General features: G+C 54.5%; 20 protein-coding genes. 9 read left to right on the top strand and 11 right to left on the bottom strand.

The genetic code is table 11. The annotated features are described in order from the left end of the window. Window positions 1-2: 2 nt before the first annotated feature. Both AAIG26_RS19705 and AAIG26_RS19700 read right to left on the bottom strand, forming a co-directional pair. Window positions 3-470: a YjiG family protein gene (locus AAIG26_RS19705; protein ID WP_020456432.1), complete on the bottom strand. Its 468-nt coding sequence runs from the start codon at window positions 468-470 to the stop codon at window positions 3-5. Further along, window positions 463-1,146 carry a nucleoside recognition domain-containing protein gene (locus tag AAIG26_RS19700; protein WP_020456431.1) on the bottom strand — a complete coding sequence of 228 codons (684 nt, stop codon included), beginning with the start codon at window positions 1,144-1,146 and terminating at the stop codon, window positions 463-465. The genes AAIG26_RS19705 and AAIG26_RS19700 overlap by 8 nt, the downstream gene beginning before the upstream one ends. Window positions 1,147-1,523: 377 nt before the next feature. Between AAIG26_RS19700 and AAIG26_RS19695 the strand changes: the two genes are divergently transcribed. From AAIG26_RS19695 to AAIG26_RS19660, 8 genes are all read left to right on the top strand, one after another. Then, entirely contained in the window at window positions 1,524-2,420 is an 897-nt protein-coding gene (locus tag AAIG26_RS19695) for a LysR family transcriptional regulator (protein ID WP_343181305.1), read from the top strand. A gap of 42 nt (window positions 2,421-2,462) precedes the next feature. Further along, window positions 2,463-3,233 (top strand): AraC family transcriptional regulator, encoded by a 771-nt coding sequence (locus AAIG26_RS19690; RefSeq protein ID WP_343181304.1) that lies wholly within the window; start codon window positions 2,463-2,465, stop codon window positions 3,231-3,233. A gap of 47 nt (window positions 3,234-3,280) precedes the next feature. After that, window positions 3,281-3,922, top strand: a complete 642-nt coding sequence (locus AAIG26_RS19685; protein ID WP_343181303.1) for a LysE family translocator — start codon at window positions 3,281-3,283, stop codon at window positions 3,920-3,922. A gap of 40 nt (window positions 3,923-3,962) precedes the next feature. Continuing rightward, a complete protein-coding gene (locus AAIG26_RS19680) occupies window positions 3,963-5,243 on the top strand; it encodes a DUF445 domain-containing protein (RefSeq protein ID WP_017457801.1) in 1,281 nt (426 codons plus the stop codon). A 16-nt stretch (window positions 5,244-5,259) separates the two neighbouring features. Continuing rightward, complete coding sequence (locus AAIG26_RS19675; RefSeq protein ID WP_020456426.1) at window positions 5,260-5,499, top strand: DUF2164 domain-containing protein; 240 nt, start codon at window positions 5,260-5,262, stop codon at window positions 5,497-5,499. Window positions 5,500-5,618: 119 nt separating this feature from the next. Beyond that, the gene (locus tag AAIG26_RS19670) at window positions 5,619-6,770 is read left to right on the top strand and encodes a putative 2-hydroxyacyl-CoA dehydratase YjiM (protein WP_343181302.1); all 1,152 of its coding nucleotides are present in this window, start codon (window positions 5,619-5,621) and stop codon (window positions 6,768-6,770) included. A 9-nt stretch (window positions 6,771-6,779) separates the two neighbouring features. Continuing rightward, complete coding sequence (gene yjiL / locus AAIG26_RS19665; protein WP_020456424.1) at window positions 6,780-7,544, top strand: putative 2-hydroxyacyl-CoA dehydratase activator YjiL; 765 nt, start codon at window positions 6,780-6,782, stop codon at window positions 7,542-7,544. Continuing rightward, entirely contained in the window at window positions 7,544-7,780 is a 237-nt protein-coding gene (locus tag AAIG26_RS19660; protein ID WP_045510128.1) for a DUF3343 domain-containing protein, read from the top strand. Before yjiL ends, AAIG26_RS19660 begins: the two co-directional genes overlap by 1 nt. A gap of 87 nt (window positions 7,781-7,867) precedes the next feature. Here AAIG26_RS19660 and AAIG26_RS19655 read toward each other — a convergent pair whose 3' ends face one another. The 7 genes from AAIG26_RS19655 to AAIG26_RS19625 all read right to left on the bottom strand — a co-directional run bounded on the left by AAIG26_RS19655 (window position 7,868) and on the right by AAIG26_RS19625 (window position 13,086). Then, window positions 7,868-8,935 carry a DUF2955 domain-containing protein gene (locus AAIG26_RS19655; RefSeq protein ID WP_313627612.1) on the bottom strand — a complete coding sequence of 356 codons (1,068 nt, stop codon included), beginning with the start codon at window positions 8,933-8,935 and terminating at the stop codon, window positions 7,868-7,870. Next, entirely contained in the window at window positions 8,925-9,992 is a 1,068-nt protein-coding gene (locus AAIG26_RS19650; RefSeq protein ID WP_160271542.1) for an HlyD family secretion protein, read from the bottom strand. Before AAIG26_RS19650 ends, AAIG26_RS19655 begins: the two co-directional genes overlap by 11 nt. Window positions 9,993-9,996: 4 nt before the next feature. Further along, the gene (locus AAIG26_RS19645) at window positions 9,997-10,464 is read right to left on the bottom strand and encodes a MarR family transcriptional regulator (protein ID WP_020456420.1); all 468 of its coding nucleotides are present in this window, start codon (window positions 10,462-10,464) and stop codon (window positions 9,997-9,999) included. A gap of 93 nt (window positions 10,465-10,557) precedes the next feature. After that, window positions 10,558-10,974 carry a FosA family fosfomycin resistance glutathione transferase gene (locus AAIG26_RS19640; RefSeq protein WP_343181300.1) on the bottom strand — a complete coding sequence of 139 codons (417 nt, stop codon included), beginning with the start codon at window positions 10,972-10,974 and terminating at the stop codon, window positions 10,558-10,560. A gap of 77 nt (window positions 10,975-11,051) precedes the next feature. Continuing rightward, window positions 11,052-12,101: a DUF1176 domain-containing protein gene (locus tag AAIG26_RS19635; protein WP_020456417.1), complete on the bottom strand. Its 1,050-nt coding sequence runs from the start codon at window positions 12,099-12,101 to the stop codon at window positions 11,052-11,054. Window positions 12,102-12,227: 126 nt separating this feature from the next. Next, on the bottom strand, window positions 12,228-12,830 hold the full coding sequence (locus AAIG26_RS19630) for an ATP-dependent Clp protease proteolytic subunit (protein ID WP_020456416.1): 603 nt from the start codon (window positions 12,828-12,830) through the stop codon (window positions 12,228-12,230). Window positions 12,831-12,924: 94 nt separating this feature from the next. Continuing rightward, window positions 12,925-13,086, bottom strand: a complete 162-nt coding sequence (locus AAIG26_RS19625) for a DUF1127 domain-containing protein (RefSeq protein ID WP_020456415.1) — start codon at window positions 13,084-13,086, stop codon at window positions 12,925-12,927. A 175-nt stretch (window positions 13,087-13,261) separates the two neighbouring features. Between AAIG26_RS19625 and AAIG26_RS19620 the strand changes: the two genes are divergently transcribed. Further along, window positions 13,262-14,677, top strand: a complete 1,416-nt coding sequence (locus tag AAIG26_RS19620) for a PLP-dependent aminotransferase family protein (RefSeq protein ID WP_020456414.1) — start codon at window positions 13,262-13,264, stop codon at window positions 14,675-14,677. 2 nt (window positions 14,678-14,679) lie between these two features. Here the strand turns inward: AAIG26_RS19620 and AAIG26_RS19615 are convergent, their stop codons facing one another. Together AAIG26_RS19615 and AAIG26_RS19610 are read right to left on the bottom strand one after the other, a co-directional pair. Beyond that, a complete protein-coding gene (locus AAIG26_RS19615) occupies window positions 14,680-15,138 on the bottom strand; it encodes a C40 family peptidase (RefSeq protein ID WP_020456413.1) in 459 nt (152 codons plus the stop codon). A gap of 223 nt (window positions 15,139-15,361) precedes the next feature. Continuing rightward, the gene (locus AAIG26_RS19610) at window positions 15,362-16,045 is read right to left on the bottom strand and encodes a FliA/WhiG family RNA polymerase sigma factor (protein WP_343181299.1); all 684 of its coding nucleotides are present in this window, start codon (window positions 16,043-16,045) and stop codon (window positions 15,362-15,364) included. Between the last annotated feature and the right edge of the window lie 315 nt (window positions 16,046-16,360).

Genomic DNA, 16,360 nt, shown 5'->3' with positions numbered 1-16,360 from the left:
ACTCAGGCAATAACGCGCATAATCAGCATGGCGATTACGGCATTAAGAATGCTGACCGCCATCAGTAACGGCCAGTACTTCTTCGGCACATCGGCAACGCCCAACAGGCGGCCCATATACTGTAGTTGCGAACCCATTAAAAAGATGGCGGGCGCGAGAATGGTGATTTGCCCCATATCAAGCTGGCCTTTGCTCAGCAGGCTGACCGCCACGCCGGTTCCCGCAGAAGACGAAAGCCAGGCGGTGAGCAACACGGTAATCGCTTCTCCCGGCAGGCCGAACAGCCCCATTAACGGCGCGCAAAGATGGCCAATAATCTGCATCACGCCGAGTAAATTGAGCATTTCGGCGATTACGTAGGCCATTAATACATTCGGCATCAGATTATTAATGGCGATATTAAAACCTTTACGCGCACCAATAACGAAAATATCGAACGGATTACCAGAGACTTTTGCGGAATTATTCATTGTCGAAATCTCGCTTATAAACAGTATTTAATGCCAGACGAACCACGGCTGCGCCCACGAATTTAAGGACAAACATTAAAACCAGCGGAACAATAATCGGGATGGTTAATGACGCGAACATCGCTGAGCCAATCGAAAAATAGTTATTGATTAAGCCCGCGCCGGAATATTGCCACGACCCCATAATCACCACGTCTTTACGGGTAATTTTATCGCTGTCATATAACTCTTTGGTTAATGCCGCCCCGGCATCGGTACTTTGCAGGTCGGTAATCAGCGCCAGCCCCGTATAGCCCGGAATACCCAGCAGCGGTTTAAGCAAGGGTGTCAGCAATTTATGCGCCGCGCGGATCGCGCCGTAATGGGTAAAAATCTCCAGCAACCCCAGCGCCAGCATGACCGTTGGCACCAGCGACAGCGCGAACAGGAAACCGGCCTTCGCGCTGATGCCGCCGCTGCCGATAAAGGTGTTAGTTTCCGGTGTCTTCATCGTGCCGAACGTGCCGCCCAGCGTGGTGAAGTCAAACGCGCCCAGCCACGCCATCCCCTCGACTTTGAAAAAGAAGCCGGAAAAAACCAGCAGAACAATCACTAACGAAATCCAGGCGCCAGGCCCGACTTTCCACTCTTCCGCGTGCTCTTTCGCGGGTTGCTCCAGCGTTTTCGATTCACTCATAACATCTCTCTTTGAAATAATCAGATGACAATGACTTATTACTAAGCAGGATCCGTGCCTGAATAGCCCGACGCTAAAATAAAAACCTTTTACTGCGAATTATTACGCAACAAAAAACCTTCCCGTGAAATACCGAGAATTAAAAGAAAAGTAACTAAAAAATTATTTAATTAAGCATTAAGAACATCCTAATAAAATAATTTCTCACCGTTATCGGGCACCCTTTTGGTGCAAAAATGCAGATTCAGTTTTTCACTTTCTTTCACTCACAAAACAGGGCGGTTAATTTGATTATCACTATTCAATCTGGATGATAAATATCCGCTTATTGATGTTATTGTTGCTTTCAGGTCAACAGTTGAGAAGGAATGTGGCGAATGTTCCAGGACAAGCAGGTGGGTTATTTATATGAAGTGGGTAACCAGGGCGGGATCCGTCGCGCGGCGGATATCCTGGGTGTTAACCCGTCCGTGGTCAGCCGCCAGATCGCGCAACTGGAGCGTGCGCTACAACTTCCGTTGCTGGAGCGGCGCGGGCGTAACGTAGTATTAACCGAAGCGGGACGCCTGCTAGCGGAAGACTACTTTGCCAGCCGCCAGCGACGCGAAAAGCTGGAAAGCCAGTTAAAAGATCTGCGCCATATGCGCGGCGGCACCATCTCGGTGCGCATTGGCGGTGGGTTGATCACCGCCTTTATCGAAGGGGTGATGCGTGAATTTGCCAAGTCGTACCCGCAGGTTTTTGTCGATATTGTGGTGGGCAGCATGCAGGAGATGCTCAATGACATCGTCAGCGGCGAAGCGGATATGGCGCTGGCCTTTGGCCCAATCGGTTCGCCGGAACTCAAGCGCCACAGCTTTCAGTGGGGGCCGATTTGCGCCGTGGTCTCGCCACAGCACCCTATCGCGCAGCGGCAAAGCATCACCATTGAAGAGCTGGTCGACTATCCATTAATAGCCCTGACGGAAAATTTCGGCCTGCAACGCCATATGAATGCCATGTTCAAAAGCCTGGGTTTGCAATTCCACCCAGCGTATCGCTGCAACCAGTTCTCCACCGCGATGGGACTAAGCCAGGCGGGACTGGGCATCTCGTTTATGACCGCTTATGCCGCCGCCGATCCCATTCGCCTTGGTGCGCTGGTCGCTGTACCGCTCGATCATCCTGTCGCCAGTAGCGCTCAGTGCCACCTGTTGCGCAGCTCCGACCGGCGTTTTACGCCAGCCGCCCACCATATGTGGCGGCTATTGCATAATGCCTTTCGCGATAAATAAAGGGGTGTGGTATACCAGAAAGCCGACCAGACGAGGCAAAACATGTCGATGACGCGCGATATACAGCAATCATTTTGCCGCCCGCAGGCATTACCCGGCGTTGAGCTGCGCAGCACCTGGCGTAGCCGGCAAGCCTATAAGCGCCATCGCCATGCTGAGCTTTCAATCGGAGCAATTGTTGAGGGGCAAACCTGCTGCCTCTGTAACGGGCAGGAATACCTGCTCCTGCCGGGCGATCTGATGGTCATTCCACCGCACGCGCCTCACAGTTGTAACCCCTTCGCCGGGCAACCACGCAGCTACCATATGCTCTACCTGCCGCATGAAAACAGCCAGCAGCAGGTCATTCGCGACCCTGTGTTATTCCAGTTGTACATGCGTATCGTGACGTTGATTGAGCGTGACGACTCGCTGCCATTGCCCGCCGCACTCGATGCCCTGCTCAGCGCCTTACCTCGCGGTTCGCATCACTGTGCGCCGCTGCGACCCGTAAGCCAGCAGGTGCTGGCGGCGTTAACCCACGATTTGCAGCAACCACCCACGCTTGATGCGCTGGCCAGTGCTTTTTCCCTGCGCAAAGAGACGCTCATCCGCACCTTCAGGCAGGACACCGGCCTGACGCCGGGCAGCTTTTTGAATATCGCGCGCGTTGAGTTTGCCAAAAGCCGCCTGCGCGCGGGCGATACGCTGGCGGATGTCGGTTACCAGAGCGGGTTTGCCGATCAGAGCCATTTCCACCGAACCTTTGTGAACTACACCGCTGCCACACCGCGCCAGTACGCGTTTGGCCGATCAATATCCGACAATAAATAGCGCCGACGCACCGCTAAGGTGAACTTCATTTTTTTGTGGAGGTCACTATGGCGTTGTTTCCCACCGCGTTTCCGGCACTGGCACTGGCGCACTTTGTCGCCCTGCTCAGCCCCGGCCCGGATTTCTTTCTGTTAATGGGGTTTGCGATCCGTTATCACCTGCGCGGCAGCGCCGGGCTGTGCGCGGGCATCGCCGCAGGTAATGCGTTTTATATCCTGATAGTGATTATCGGGGCGAGCGCGCTGCGCCAGTTCACGGGGCTCTTTAGCGCCATTGAACTGCTGGGCGCGATCTATTTGCTGTGGATTGGCTGGCACCTGCTGCGCAGCCGCGCGCAGACGCTTAGCGTCAATGAAACCCGTCAGCTGTGTCCGAGCCTGCGGAAACAGTTTTTACTCGGGCTTGGCTCCGCACTGCTCAATCCCAAAAACGCGCTGTTTTACCTTGCGCTGATGACCGCCCTGCTCGGCCCGGACGTCACGCTGCTCCAGCAGTCGGTGAGCGGCCTGTGGATGGTGATGGTCGTATTAGTGTGGGATCTGGCCGTGGTATCGCTGATTGGCCAGCCCGCTGTGCAAAAGCGGCTGAGGCAAAATGTGTGGTGGATCGAGCGCGTCGCAGGCACGGTGTTAATGGTGTTCGGGATGTCGATTTTGTGGAGCATGCTGCGTAATCTGCTTAGGATTTAACCTTTTGCAAGAACCCGGCGTTGGGTTATATGCTTAAACCATGAATAAATTCGCAGAACTTAAGCGCGCCAAGCGTCTGGCGCTGTCGTTGTTGCTGGTTGCGGCCGCGACGTTTATCACCACACTGTTCCTGCCGCCCAACTTCTGGGTAAGCGGGGTGAAAGCCATTGCCGAAGCGGCGATGGTCGGCGCGCTGGCGGACTGGTTCGCGGTGGTCGCGCTGTTTCACCGCGTGCCGTTCCCGTTTATTGCCCGCCATACGGCGATTATCCCGCGTAATAAAGAGCGGATCGGCGACAATCTTGGCCAGTTCGTGCAGGAAAAATTTCTGGACACGCAATCGCTGGTGGCGTTAATTCATCGCCACCAGCCTGCGCAGATGATTGGCGTCTGGTTCAGCCAGCCCGAAAACGCCCAGCGCGTGGGCGTGCATCTGTTGCAGGTGATGAGCGGCTTTCTGGAGATGGCTGACGATAGCCGCATCCAGCGTCTGTTACGCCGCGCGGTGCACAAAGCCATCGACAAAGTGGATCTCACCGAAACCAGCGCGCTGCTACTGGAAAGCCTGACCCGCAATAATCGTCACCAGAAATTACTGGATACCGTCATTGCGCAATTGATCGCCCTGCTGCAACGGCAAAGTAGCCGCGATTTTATTGCCCGCCAGATTGTGCGCTGGCTGAAAACCGATCACCCGATGAAAGCGAAGATCCTGCCTACTGAATGGCTGGGCGAGCAGAGTGCCGACTGGGTTTCCGAGGCGGTCAATTCGCTGCTCGATGATGTCAATGCCGACAGCACGCATCAGATCCGCCAGGCTTTCGATCGTGCGACGATGAAGCTGATCGCCAGTCTGAAAAGCGATCCGGAAATGGCCGAGCGCGCAGAAAACATCAAAGAGTATTTGAAAAACGATGAGACGTTTAACCGCTATGTTGGTGAAATGTGGGCGGATCTGCGTAACTGGATGAAAGCGGATATGCAGTCTGACGATTCGCGTATGCAAAAACGCATCACCGACGCGGGCCTGTGGTTCGGCGAAACGCTGCTGGCGGATGGCGCGCTGCGCGCCTCGTTAAATGAACATCTGGAACAAGCCGCGCACCGCGTGGCGCCGGAGTTCGCCGCGTTTCTCACCCGCCATATCAGCGACACGGTGAAAAGCTGGGACGCGCGGGATATGTCGCAGCAAATCGAGCTGAATATCGGCAAAGATCTGCAATTTATCCGCATCAACGGCACGCTCGTCGGCGGAACGATCGGCCTTATTCTCTATTTACTGTCGCAGTTGCCCGCGCTGCTGCACGTTAGCGCTTTCTAATTTGCCAGGAGAAACGATGGCCGACATTACCCTCACCACCAGCGAACGCGAGCAGTTACGCAAAAAATTGCAGACCTATTGTGAGCAGAATTTTGAGCTGGAACTGGAGCAGTTTGACGCCGAATTCTTTATCGATTTCATTGCCGAACAGATTGGCCCGGCTTTTTATAACGCAGGCATCGACGAAGCGATTCGCACACATGCGCTCTACAGCGAGCGCATTCAGGAAGAGATGGATCTCAAAAAAATAATCTGACCTTGCTGAAAATAGTTTTTTCCCCTTTTCATCCGCCGGAGATCAATATTTCCACACTTTTTGCATGCCTATAATGCGGCCTCTTTTCAAACTCTCCCGTGTCACGGGGAAGGAAAATCATGTCGCTTATCACCGCCCTGCCAGATGTTTTTGAACAGTTTTCTGAAGCCCGCCAGAAAGGTTTTCTCACCGTGATGGATCTCAAAGAGCAAGGGATCCCGCTGGTTGGCACCTACTGCACCTTTATGCCACAAGAGATTGCCATGGCCGCCGGCGCGGTAGTGGTTTCCCTCTGTTCCACCAATGATGAAACCATTGAAGAGGCGGAAAAAGACCTGCCGCGCAACCTCTGTCCGCTGATCAAAAGCAGCTACGGCTTTGGCAAAACCGACAAATGCCCCTACTTCTACTTTTCCGATCTGGTGGTGGGTGAAACCACCTGCGACGGCAAAAAGAAAATGTATGAATACATGGCGGAATTCAAAGCCGTCCATGTCATGCAGTTGCCGAACAGCGCAGCAGACGCCGCTTCCCGCGCGTTGTGGAAAGCCGAGATCCTGCGTTTACAGCAGGCGATTGAGCAACGTTTTGGTCAGCCGATTAGCGAAGCAGCGCTGCGCGAGGCTATCGCGCTGAAAAACCGCGAGCGCCAGGCGCTGGCGAATTTCTACCGCGTCGGGCAGCTCAATCCGCCGGCGATCAGCGGCGCGGATATTCTGAAAGTGGTGTATGGCGCGACCTTCCGCTTTGATAAATCGGCGCTGATCGATGAACTGAACACCACAGCGGCGCGGATCCGCGAGGAGTGGCAAGCAGGTAAACGGCTGGATCCTCGCCCGCGTATTTTAATCACCGGTTGCCCGATTGGCGGCGCGGCGGAAAAAGTGGTGCGCGCCATTGAAGAGAGCGGCGGCTGGGTGGTGGGCTACGAAAACTGTACCGGCGCAAAAGCCACCGAGCGCTGCGTCGAGGAGAGCGGCGATGTTTACGACGCGCTGACCGACAAATATCTGGCAATCGGCTGCTCCTGTATCTCCCCTAATAATGAGCGCCTAAAACTGCTCAGCCAGATGGTCGACGAATACCAGGCCGATGGCGTTATCGATGTGATTTTGCAGGCCTGCCACACCTACGCGGTGGAGTCGCTGGCGATCAAACGCCATGTCCGCCAGCAGCACAACATTCCCTATATGGCCATTGAAACGGATTATTCGACAGCGGATATCGGGCAGCTCAGCACCCGCGTCGCCGCGTTTATCGAGATGTTATAAGGAGCGGGCGTGACGTTTACCGTTGGTATTGATTCCGGCTCGACCACCACCAAAGGCATTTTGCTCCAGGGCGAGACGATTGTGCGGCGCTTCCTGTGCCCGACCTCGTTTCGCCCGGCGACATCAATTGTCGAGGCATGGGAAACCCTGTGCGAAGGGCTGGGTGAAAAACCCTTTCTGACGCTGACCGGTTACGGGCGGCAACTGGTCGATTTCGCCGATAAACAGGTTACCGAAATCTCCTGCCACGGCCTCGGCGCACGTTTGTTGCTCGCGCAAACACGTACGGTGATCGACATCGGCGGGCAGGACAGCAAAGTGATCGCGCTGGATGAACAGGGCAATCTCACCGATTTTCTGATGAATGACAAATGCGCCGCCGGAACCGGGCGTTTTCTGGACGTTATCTCGCGCACGCTGGGTACGCAGGTGGAGCACCTGGACGCCATCACCGACGGCGTGGAGCCGCATCCGCTAACCAGCATGTGTACGGTGTTTGCCGAATCCGAAGTGATCAGCCTGCGTTCGGCAGGTATCGCACCGGAAGCGATTCTCGCCGGGGTGATCAATGCCATGGCGCGCCGCAGTGCGCATTTCATCTCGCGGCTTTCCACGCAAGGGCCATTGCTGTTTACCGGCGGCGTCAGCCACTGCGCCACTTTCCGCCGCATGCTGGCCGGGCATCTGGCCAGCGATGTTTTTACGCATAACGACGCCCAGTACGCGGGCGCGCTGGGCGCGGCGTTAATCGGCCAGCGGCAGAGGAAACGCTAATGGCGGAATACCTATTGCTGTTCCACACCACACCCGGCGTGCTGCAAACGCGCAAAGCGATGCAGTCGGCGGGGATCGCTTTTCGCGTGCAGGATATTCCGCGCCAGCTCAAAGGCGGCTGCGGATTATGCATCCGTTTTCACAGCGAAGCGGATGTGGTCAATCAGTGGCTGATACCGAATGTCACCGAGGCGGTTTACCGCTGTGACGGTGACGAATTCACGCGAGTGGGATAACGAGCGGGCGCTGCAGACGACCTGTAAAACCGAGTCTGCACAGTGCCTTAGGCCCGATAACCACCGTGTTTTCGGGCGCATTCCCGCTTACTGTTCCTCAATCACAAACCGTGTGGCGTCGAAGCGATTCAGGATCAGGTGTACCAGATAGATCATCGTTAGTGTCGCCAGCAGCGCCACCGTCACGGAAACGATGCGATAGAGATCGCTGAACACTAAATCCGTGTCCGGGTGCAGGTTCTGCCCAAACATGATGCCGATGGTGGTTACACTGGCAAAACCAACGCCCGCGCCAACTTTCTCCATCACATGCAGCCGCGCGCTGAACGCCAGCCCGAGGCCAATCAACGGCATCATCAGCAGCATATGGCTACTGTGGTTGTAGAGGATCAACTGCACCAGCAGGATATAGAGACAGGCGAGCACCACACCAACCACGCGCCACACAGAACTCATTACCGCGCCGCGATAATGCATCGGGAACAGGATCAAGATCCCGGCCATCAGCGCGGATAACGAATCGCTGAGATCGCTCAGTTGAAAAACCACAAAGATCATCGTCGCCACAGTGCCGGAAAGCAGCGATTCGTGGCGCACTCGCGCGGCGTTTTTCTCGATCATCGGCGGACGGGTGCGCGGCTCGACATCCGGGATCAGATAGTTCATCAGCGCACTCAGCGCCACCGCCATGATGCTGGCTTCAACATTGGAAAACAGCAGCGTGTGCCAGTCGCTTGAGGGGTAGCTCATAAAGTTGAGCATCGTACTCTGACAAACCACGCCCGCCGAGCCAAACAGAAACAGCGCACCTTTGCTCATAAAGCGAAAACGCATCACGTACAGCGCAAACACCACCAGTGTCATGATCACCGGCCAACGTGACAAATAGCCGATGATAAACACCATTTCGATACAATTAATCACTGCGCTGAAGATGAACTGTTTCGCCACATGCCGATTAAATACTGGCACCAGTGACAGCAACATCACCGGGTATACCACGTAAAACACGCCGTACTGGGTGTTATAAAAACTCGATACGCTGAGCGCTATCATTCCGGCAAAAACGATGCGCAGCGTCTGGCGAAAGTCATTCGCCGTGTAAACGATATTGCCGTGGGGCGTGAAAACCCGCGCCAGCGTATTAATAGACATAGTGCAACAGGCTCACGAGATGGATTTGCAGGCCCGAGAAGAAGCGCGCAAACACCCCTTCGCTGTTATACAACTGCACCGTGGCACGCGCACCGGTCGGGAGTTCTTTCGGCAACGATTCATCCAGCGCGACGTGGATGCGCATACGCTGTGCGTCACGTACCCAGCGGTTAGAGGTTTGCGGCTCTGAAAGCTCGCCGTTCACCGCCTGTTGTCCGGCCAGTACCCCGGCATCGCTGCTGGTGACATGCGCTTTGAATACATGGCCCGGCAGCGCATCAAACACCACCGCCGCATCGGTGCCAACGCGCGTATGACGCAGGCTCTTCTCACGAAAATCCGCCACGATATCGGTTTTATCATGCACCAGTGCCAGTGCGGCATTTCCGGTCGCGGCATAAAATCCGGGGCTTAATTGCAGGTTACTTACGGTGCCATCGGCTTCGGCGCGAACCTGCGTCCAGCCCTGATTCAGTTGTGCCTGTTGCAGGGCATTGCGGTATTTTTGCAGCGTCACGTTGCGGGCGTCATCGCGATCGCCGCGTTCAATATTTAGTGCATTAATCGAGGCATTCAGATTGTTCACCGACTGCACGCTGCTCTGCCAGGTGGTGCGCACTTTATCAAGATCAGACTGCGAAACATTGTGAGTAGCACTCAGGTTCTGATAGCGCTCAAAGGTCATCCGATCGTTTTGCGCGGTAAGCTGCGCCGTCTTCAGGCTGGCCTGCGCGGCAACGATTTGCGCATCCAGTTGTTGATTGGTGAGCTTTGCTTGTGCCAGCGCGATTTGCGCGGCTTCCACCTGGTTGTTAAACGGCGTGGCATCCAGTTCGAACAGCAGATCGCCCTTCTTCACCTGGCTGTTATTTTGTACGTACACTTGCGCGACATAGCCGGAAACGCGGGCGGAAACCGGCGTGACCACGCGCATCACGGTGGAATCCGGGGTCAGCGGGATCCAGATATCGGCAACGATAAAATAGACAAACATCAGCAGGAAAGAGGCAATACTCACCCTTACCCAGCGGGCAAATTTTTGTTCTGGCGTCATGATTTTCTTATTCGGTTTGGTTGTCTTCTTCGCGCATCGTACGCAAATTACAGGCGATTTGATTCAATGTGTCGCTAAAGGCGAGCAGCTCTGCTGGCGGAATATTTTCCGCAGCCCGCAACTGGCAGGCTTCGATCACTTGCGTGATTTTACCCAGCATATGCGTCCCCCCGGCGGTGAGCGCCAGCAGGCGAATGCGTTTGTCGTACGGCGATGTCGTACGCACAATCAGCCCCTGTTTTTCCAGCTGTGTCAGCGTGCGCATCAGCGGCGGCAGCTCAATGCCCTGCACTTCCGCCAGTTCGCTGACGGAGACGTTATCCCCTAACTGGTGAAGCTGCATCAGTACCGTCCAGCCCGACTGTGTGATGCCCGTGTCGCTCAATGCGTGATCGATAGTGGCACGCCACTGACGCACAACCATCGCCATGCGCATACCCAGCGGTCGGCGGGCGAACAGTTCATCTTCAGTCATCGCGATCCCCTCGTTTCACAGGCCGGGTACGATAATAGTTATCAGGGTAAGTATCAAGAAACGAGGGTGGCAAAGAGCATGGATTGCGAAAGCCTAATCAAAAAACACCATCCCCTTGTACGGTTTCTCACGGCACGCCTTCAACCGTCGGGCAAGGTTGCCGACATGTGCTTCGAGCTTGTGCCCGTCGGGATCGAGGAAATACCAGGAGTCTCCTTCGCTTTTGTTCACTTTCCAGCTCACCACGCCAGCCTGCTCAAGGCGAGTGACAAAGCGGGCGAAATCGCGCTCATCAACGCCGAACGCATAATGGGTGTAGTCACTTTGTGTTGGCGATACATACTGACGCTGCGCGTCGACAGATAAGCAAAGCCACAACTCGCCACAGGTGAGATAAGCGCCGTTATCCCAGCGCGCATGGAGTTTCAGACCAAGAAGTTGATGATAAAAATCGACGCTGCGGGCAAGGTCGCTAACCGCCAGGGTCAGGTGGTTAAGGCTGTTTAACATGCTTTGCACTCCGGCCTGAAAAAGAAAAACGCTGCACCTGGCAAAAGTGCTGAATGCAGCGTTTATCGGACTGCGAATTACTTCGCCTCTTTCACTTCCGAAACAAATTCCGGCAGATCCCATGTGCCGCCCGCACGCACATAGCGGCACATGCCGGAGGTGGATTCGCTGCTCTTGCGGAAGGTTTCACCGTCCCAGACCCACTCTGCCGAAGCCCAGCAGTCGCCAATGCCGCGACCACGCTGGCCCAACGAGATCACGCCATCGCTGTAGTCAGACGCGGAGTTAGTTATAAATTGCGGCGTTCCCTTCAGCGCTTTATCCACCACCCAGTAGCCATAACCTTCGTTGTACGCCCCGCGCCAGCAAAGAGTGGAGATCAGCACCTGTTTGCCATCCAGCGGTGTCAGGGTAATGTCGTTATCACCGTCGATAACCGGTTCCTGCGGGGAGACAAGGCGGTCACACTCGTTACCGCTGGTGAGCGCCGCCAGCAAACGCGGTTTCAGCGCTGCGGTTTCGGCTTTGGTGAGCGTGCGATCTTCGCCGCCTTTCACTTCCACCGCCTGGATCACCGGTGCAGCAACCGCAGGCGTCACCGAACTCTCCGCTTTATCGCCCTTTTTACTCAGCGCGCCAGGTGTGCCCACGCGCCCTTGCACGTCATCAAATTTCAGCAACACGGCGTATGCGCCGTCGCCGGAGAGCACAAACGGTTTCGCGCCGCCTTTGAATTCAACTTTACCGCTACCTTTCACGGCATCGATCATGCTGCGCGCCTGTGCATCAGATAAACGCCAACTATCGTTATCCTCGGTAGCGATCTCGCCCTGTGATTTACCATCGATCCACAGGCTGAGCGTTGCCTGTTGCGTGGTTTCATCGGCGTCCATTTCTGCCAGCACCACATCAACGGTCACCGGCGTGTCTGGACCGGCTTTTCGCGTAATCAACACCGAACCGCTGGACTCTTCTTCCGCGCTGTAACCTGCGGCACGGCAGGTCAGGGTGTTATCGCACACTACTTCCCAGTCTTTATGGTCAAACGAGACGCCGCTTTGCTCCGCCAGCACGGGCGCACTTAGCGTTGCTGTCATCACCAGCGCCGCTTTGATACTGCTTTTCATGCCATCACTCCGTAATGAGAAATGCGCACAGTGTGCAGAAATTATGTGTCAGGGAGAAGTGTATTTTGGCGGGCGTGAAGAGAAAAAAGGCGAGAAAAAATTCTCGCCTCAAGGTCGCTAACAAATTTAATCCAGATCCAGTTCGCCGTAGGATTTCACCACGCGGGAAACGATGCCGTAATCAATGGCTTCTTTGGTGTTCATCCAGTAGTTACGGTCGGTATCCTGCTTCACTTTGTCCACCGGCTGGCCGGTCGCTTCAGCGATCATGCGGTTAACGCGCTCCAGCGTGCGGATGATCTCCTTCGCTTCGATTTCAATGTCGCTTGCCTGACCGCGAACGCCGCCCAGCGGTTGATGGATCATAAAGCGGGTGTTCGGCAGCGAATAACGGTGCTCTTTTTTCGCCGCCAGCAGGATGGTGATCCCGGCGCTTGCCACCCAACCGGTGCCGATGATGTGCACTTCCGGGGTGATGAATTTAATCATGTCATGAATGGTATCTGCCGCTTCAACATGACCGCCCTGGCTGTTGAGATAGATCTTAATCGGCGCATCGCTGATACCCTGCAACAGCAGTAACTGAGTGACTACTTTTTCTGTCAGCGCCTGGTTGATCTCGCCAGAGATAATGATTGAGCGGGCATCCAGCAGTTTTTGCTGCATCAGCTGCGAGACGTTACCGGTCTCTTTCTCTTTTTTCTCGTCGTCTTCGTTCATAAAGTGCATGCGCTTTCTCCCCTTCAGGTTATGGAGCTAAGCATAGCCCAACGCCGGTTGGGCGGAAATAACAAGATGTTATCTCCGCGCGTTATCGCACTTATCACAGTTCACTGCGGCGTAACCCCAGGTCTTTTAGCTGCTCGTCACTTAATGCGCGCAGTAGCCGCCGCGTTTTTACGCGCTCACGCAGCCGTTGCAGTTTGCGCCAGAGTAAAACAAACCCTAAAAACGGGCGGTTGGGTCGATTTTCAAAAAATTCCATGATGCTCTCCTCGCCTGAAAAGAGCTCTATCTTCGCCGTTCTCGCCCATTACAATACAGATTCAGAAATCACTTTTCTTTAACATACAGATCGCTTAAAACAAGGTCTGAATCGCAAATTTCACCCCAATCTGTACTGGTTCTTAAATCTGTATGGTGAATTTTAAGGATACAGCATGACACGCTACCAACATCTGGCCACGCTGCTGGCAGAACGCATTGAACAGGGATTGTATCGCCACGGCGAGAAACTGCCGTCAGTGCGCAGCCTGAGTCAGGAGCACGGCGTGAGTATCAGCACCGTGCAGCAGGCTTACCAGGTGCTGGAAAGCCTGCAACTGATAACGCCTCAGCCGCGTTCCGGCTACTTTGTTGCGCCGCGAAAGGCAAAACCGCCGGTGCCCGCGATGTCGCGCCCGGTACAGCGGCCGGTGGAAGTCACGCAGTGGGATGAAGTGCTGACGCTGCTCGACGCGCGCACCGATAAAGCGATTGCTGCGTTTGGTGGCGGCGCGCCGGATATCACCCAGCCCACGCTTAAACCGCTGTGGCGCGAGATGAGCCGTATCGCCCAGCACCAGGTGATGGAGGCGTTAAGCTACGACACGCTGCCGGGTCGCCTTGAACTGCGTGAACAAATCGCCCGGCTGATGCTGGACGGCGGCGCATCGGTCAGCGCCGACGATATTGTCATCGCCAGCGGTTGCCATCCGGCGCTGGCGCTCGCCTTGCTGGCGGTGTGTCAGCCGGGGGATATTGTCGCCGTTGAATCCCCCTCGTATTACGGCACGATGCAGTTGCTGCGTGGTTTGGATATTAAAGCCATTGAAATTCCGACCGATCCCGAAACCGGCATCAGCGTGGAAGCCCTGGAGCTGGCGCTGGAACAGTGGCCCATTAAGGGCGTGATTCTGGTGCCGAACTGCAATAACCCGCTCGGCTTTATCATGCCGGACGCGCGGAAAAAGGCCGTGCTGGCGCTGGCGCAGCGCCACGACATCGTGATTTTTGAAGACGATATTTACGGCGAGCTGGCAGCCGAATACCCGCGTCCCAGCACGATAAAATCCTATGATATTGATGGCCGCGTGCTGCTGTGCAGCTCTATCACCAAAACCGTGGCGCCGGGACTGCGCGTCGGCTGGATTGCGCCAGGGCGTTATCTGGATCGGGTGCTGCATAAAAAATATGCCGCCATCGGCACCAATGTGCCGGGAACACAACTGGCGGTTGCGGCGTTTATTCGCGACGGTCATTACCATCGGCATGTGCGGCGTATGCGCCAGGTCTATCAGCAGCAACTGGAAACTTACACCTGCTGGGTGCGCCAGTATTTTCCCTGCGGTATCTGCGTGACACGCCCGCAAGGCGGTTATTTACTGTGGGTCGAGTTGCCGGAAACCGTCGATATGGTCTGTGTTTCCCGCGCGCTGTGCCGCCTGAAAATCCAGATTGCGCCCGGCTCGTTATTTTCCGCGTCTGGCAAGTACCGTAACTGCCTGCGTCTGAATTGCGCCCTGCCGCTGACCGACGCCAATCGCGAGGTGATCAAACAGTTGGGCGAGGCAATTCATAACGCGCTGGAGGCGTGAATTCAGAGCACGCGTTTGCCTGTCAGGATACGGCGCGCGCCGAGGTAGTGATCCTGCCAGTAGTCATCAAGAAAATGGCTGATACGGATATTCAATCCGCGGCGCGGCGCTTCGATAAAGCGGTTATGCCCCAGATAGACACCGACATGATCGACCGGACCGCGTAATTTGCTGCGAAAGAACAGCAAATCGCCCTGGCGCAAGTTCGCGGTTTTTACCCGCATCAAGCGCTTGTCATGGAACATGGCTTTAGTGGTGCGGGGTAATTTATTACTCAGCACTTTGTTGTAGGCATAGAACACCAGCCCACTACAGTCGAAACCGCGCGCTGGCGAGACACCGCCATAGACATAAGGTTTACCCAACTGTTTTTTAAGGTGCTGCACAACCTTGTCAACTTTTGACTTACGCGTTGCCGCCAGTGTCTCTTCATGGGTGATCTTGCGCTGTTCGGCAAGCATTGTTGGCCCCTGTGTACGGCTAACCGGTTTAGACTGCGCGCAACCGGTCAGGAACACAGAAAGCAAAATAAGAAAAAAAAGCCCCAAAAACCCGCGGAGCACGCTCTGCCTGGGGGCAACGATGGATGATACAATTAAATATTTCACAATATTAATACTAATAAAAATAAAGGGTTAAAATCTTAAATACATTTTTCATTCCTTAGCGGAAGGAGAAACGTACTTATTCGTCAAAAAACGCCCGTAACTTTTGCACTATTACTTTATTAAGCTGACAAATACGGGCTTCTGTCAGTCCAAACATTGAGGCAATCTCTTTCAGACTTAATTCATGGTGGTAATACAACCCCAGAATCGTCTGTTCACGCCGGGTCAGGCTTGCTATCGCGCTTTTTAGTGCACGGCTATTCACGACTTCCGCTTCAAGCGGGCGGCTTTCTAGCGCGTGGGAATGGAGATCGTTATCCAGGCTCTCCAGCTCACTGGCGGAGTCGAGTAATAAATAGTGCTGATACTCCTCTGGTGTAATAGAAAGCCGTTCGCTTAATTCATTAAAATTCGGCACATAGCCAAGTTCACGCGCCAGCTCACGAATGGCGTCGTTGAGCTTGTACATCTTTTGGCGCAGCCGCCGTGGACGCCAGTCCTGCTGGCGTAGCTCGTCAAGAATTGCCCCACGAATGCGCTGGATGGCGTAACCGGCAAATTGCGCATCAGGTTGTCCATAACGACGCAATGAAAAGAGCAAACCCGTCAGGGCGACTTGCCGCATATCGTCTTTATCCATGACGCTGCTGGTCTGCCAGGCGAATTGTTTCACCACTTTATGCACCAGCGGCAAATAATCGCGGACATAGCGCGCTTCATCGGGAAACGTTATCGTTTCAGAGGAAATTACACTCATCATTATTAAATGGCGCAGACTAGATTTATTACATAAAAACAGACGGATGCTGCTTTTGCATTCTTTAGGCTGACGTTTCTCATTAGTTCAATGGGTAAAAAGATTAATTAAATAAACAACAATAAATTAACATCACACAATCACAATAAGCGGGACTGCACGGCTTCCCACCTTAACTGGTGTAAAAAGATACATCACATCCCCTATTCTTAATTCCCCGAAAAGCGGCAATTAATGAATTTGCGTGTAATTCATCTATCGCACAGTAGTATTATTAATATCTCATATGGAATGATTACTGGGGCCAGAAGATTTGCT

This window comes from Kosakonia sp. PSU_27, from assembly GCF_039409795.1.
In the GTDB taxonomy this organism is placed as follows: domain Bacteria; phylum Pseudomonadota; class Gammaproteobacteria; order Enterobacterales; family Enterobacteriaceae; genus Kosakonia.
This window is presented reverse-complemented; position numbering and strand designations above follow the sequence as displayed.

Excerpts from the sequence above, each read along its gene's own strand:
- AAIG26_RS19705 (WP_020456432.1), bottom strand. The coding sequence starts at position 470 with ATGAATAATTCCGCAAAAGTCTCTGGTAATCCGTTCGATATTTTCGTT.
- AAIG26_RS19700 (WP_020456431.1), bottom strand. The coding sequence starts at position 1,146 with ATGAGTGAATCGAAAACGCTGGAGCAACCCGCGAAAGAGCACGCGGAA.
- AAIG26_RS19695 (WP_343181305.1), top strand. The coding sequence starts at position 1,524 with ATGTTCCAGGACAAGCAGGTGGGTTATTTATATGAAGTGGGTAACCAG.
- AAIG26_RS19690 (WP_343181304.1), top strand. The coding sequence starts at position 2,463 with ATGTCGATGACGCGCGATATACAGCAATCATTTTGCCGCCCGCAGGCA.
- AAIG26_RS19685 (WP_343181303.1), top strand. The coding sequence starts at position 3,281 with ATGGCGTTGTTTCCCACCGCGTTTCCGGCACTGGCACTGGCGCACTTT.
- AAIG26_RS19680 (WP_017457801.1), top strand. The coding sequence starts at position 3,963 with ATGAATAAATTCGCAGAACTTAAGCGCGCCAAGCGTCTGGCGCTGTCG.
- AAIG26_RS19675 (WP_020456426.1), top strand. The coding sequence starts at position 5,260 with ATGGCCGACATTACCCTCACCACCAGCGAACGCGAGCAGTTACGCAAA.
- AAIG26_RS19670 (WP_343181302.1), top strand. The coding sequence starts at position 5,619 with ATGTCGCTTATCACCGCCCTGCCAGATGTTTTTGAACAGTTTTCTGAA.
- AAIG26_RS19660 (WP_045510128.1), top strand. The coding sequence starts at position 7,544 with ATGGCGGAATACCTATTGCTGTTCCACACCACACCCGGCGTGCTGCAA.
- AAIG26_RS19655 (WP_313627612.1), bottom strand. The coding sequence starts at position 8,935 with ATGTCTATTAATACGCTGGCGCGGGTTTTCACGCCCCACGGCAATATC.
- AAIG26_RS19645 (WP_020456420.1), bottom strand. The coding sequence starts at position 10,464 with ATGACTGAAGATGAACTGTTCGCCCGCCGACCGCTGGGTATGCGCATG.
- AAIG26_RS19640 (WP_343181300.1), bottom strand. The coding sequence starts at position 10,974 with ATGTTAAACAGCCTTAACCACCTGACCCTGGCGGTTAGCGACCTTGCC.
- AAIG26_RS19635 (WP_020456417.1), bottom strand. The coding sequence starts at position 12,101 with ATGAAAAGCAGTATCAAAGCGGCGCTGGTGATGACAGCAACGCTAAGT.
- AAIG26_RS19630 (WP_020456416.1), bottom strand. The coding sequence starts at position 12,830 with ATGCACTTTATGAACGAAGACGACGAGAAAAAAGAGAAAGAGACCGGT.
- AAIG26_RS19625 (WP_020456415.1), bottom strand. The coding sequence starts at position 13,086 with ATGGAATTTTTTGAAAATCGACCCAACCGCCCGTTTTTAGGGTTTGTT.
- AAIG26_RS19620 (WP_020456414.1), top strand. The coding sequence starts at position 13,262 with ATGACACGCTACCAACATCTGGCCACGCTGCTGGCAGAACGCATTGAA.
- AAIG26_RS19615 (WP_020456413.1), bottom strand. The coding sequence starts at position 15,138 with ATGCTTGCCGAACAGCGCAAGATCACCCATGAAGAGACACTGGCGGCA.
- AAIG26_RS19610 (WP_343181299.1), bottom strand. The coding sequence starts at position 16,045 with ATGATGAGTGTAATTTCCTCTGAAACGATAACGTTTCCCGATGAAGCG.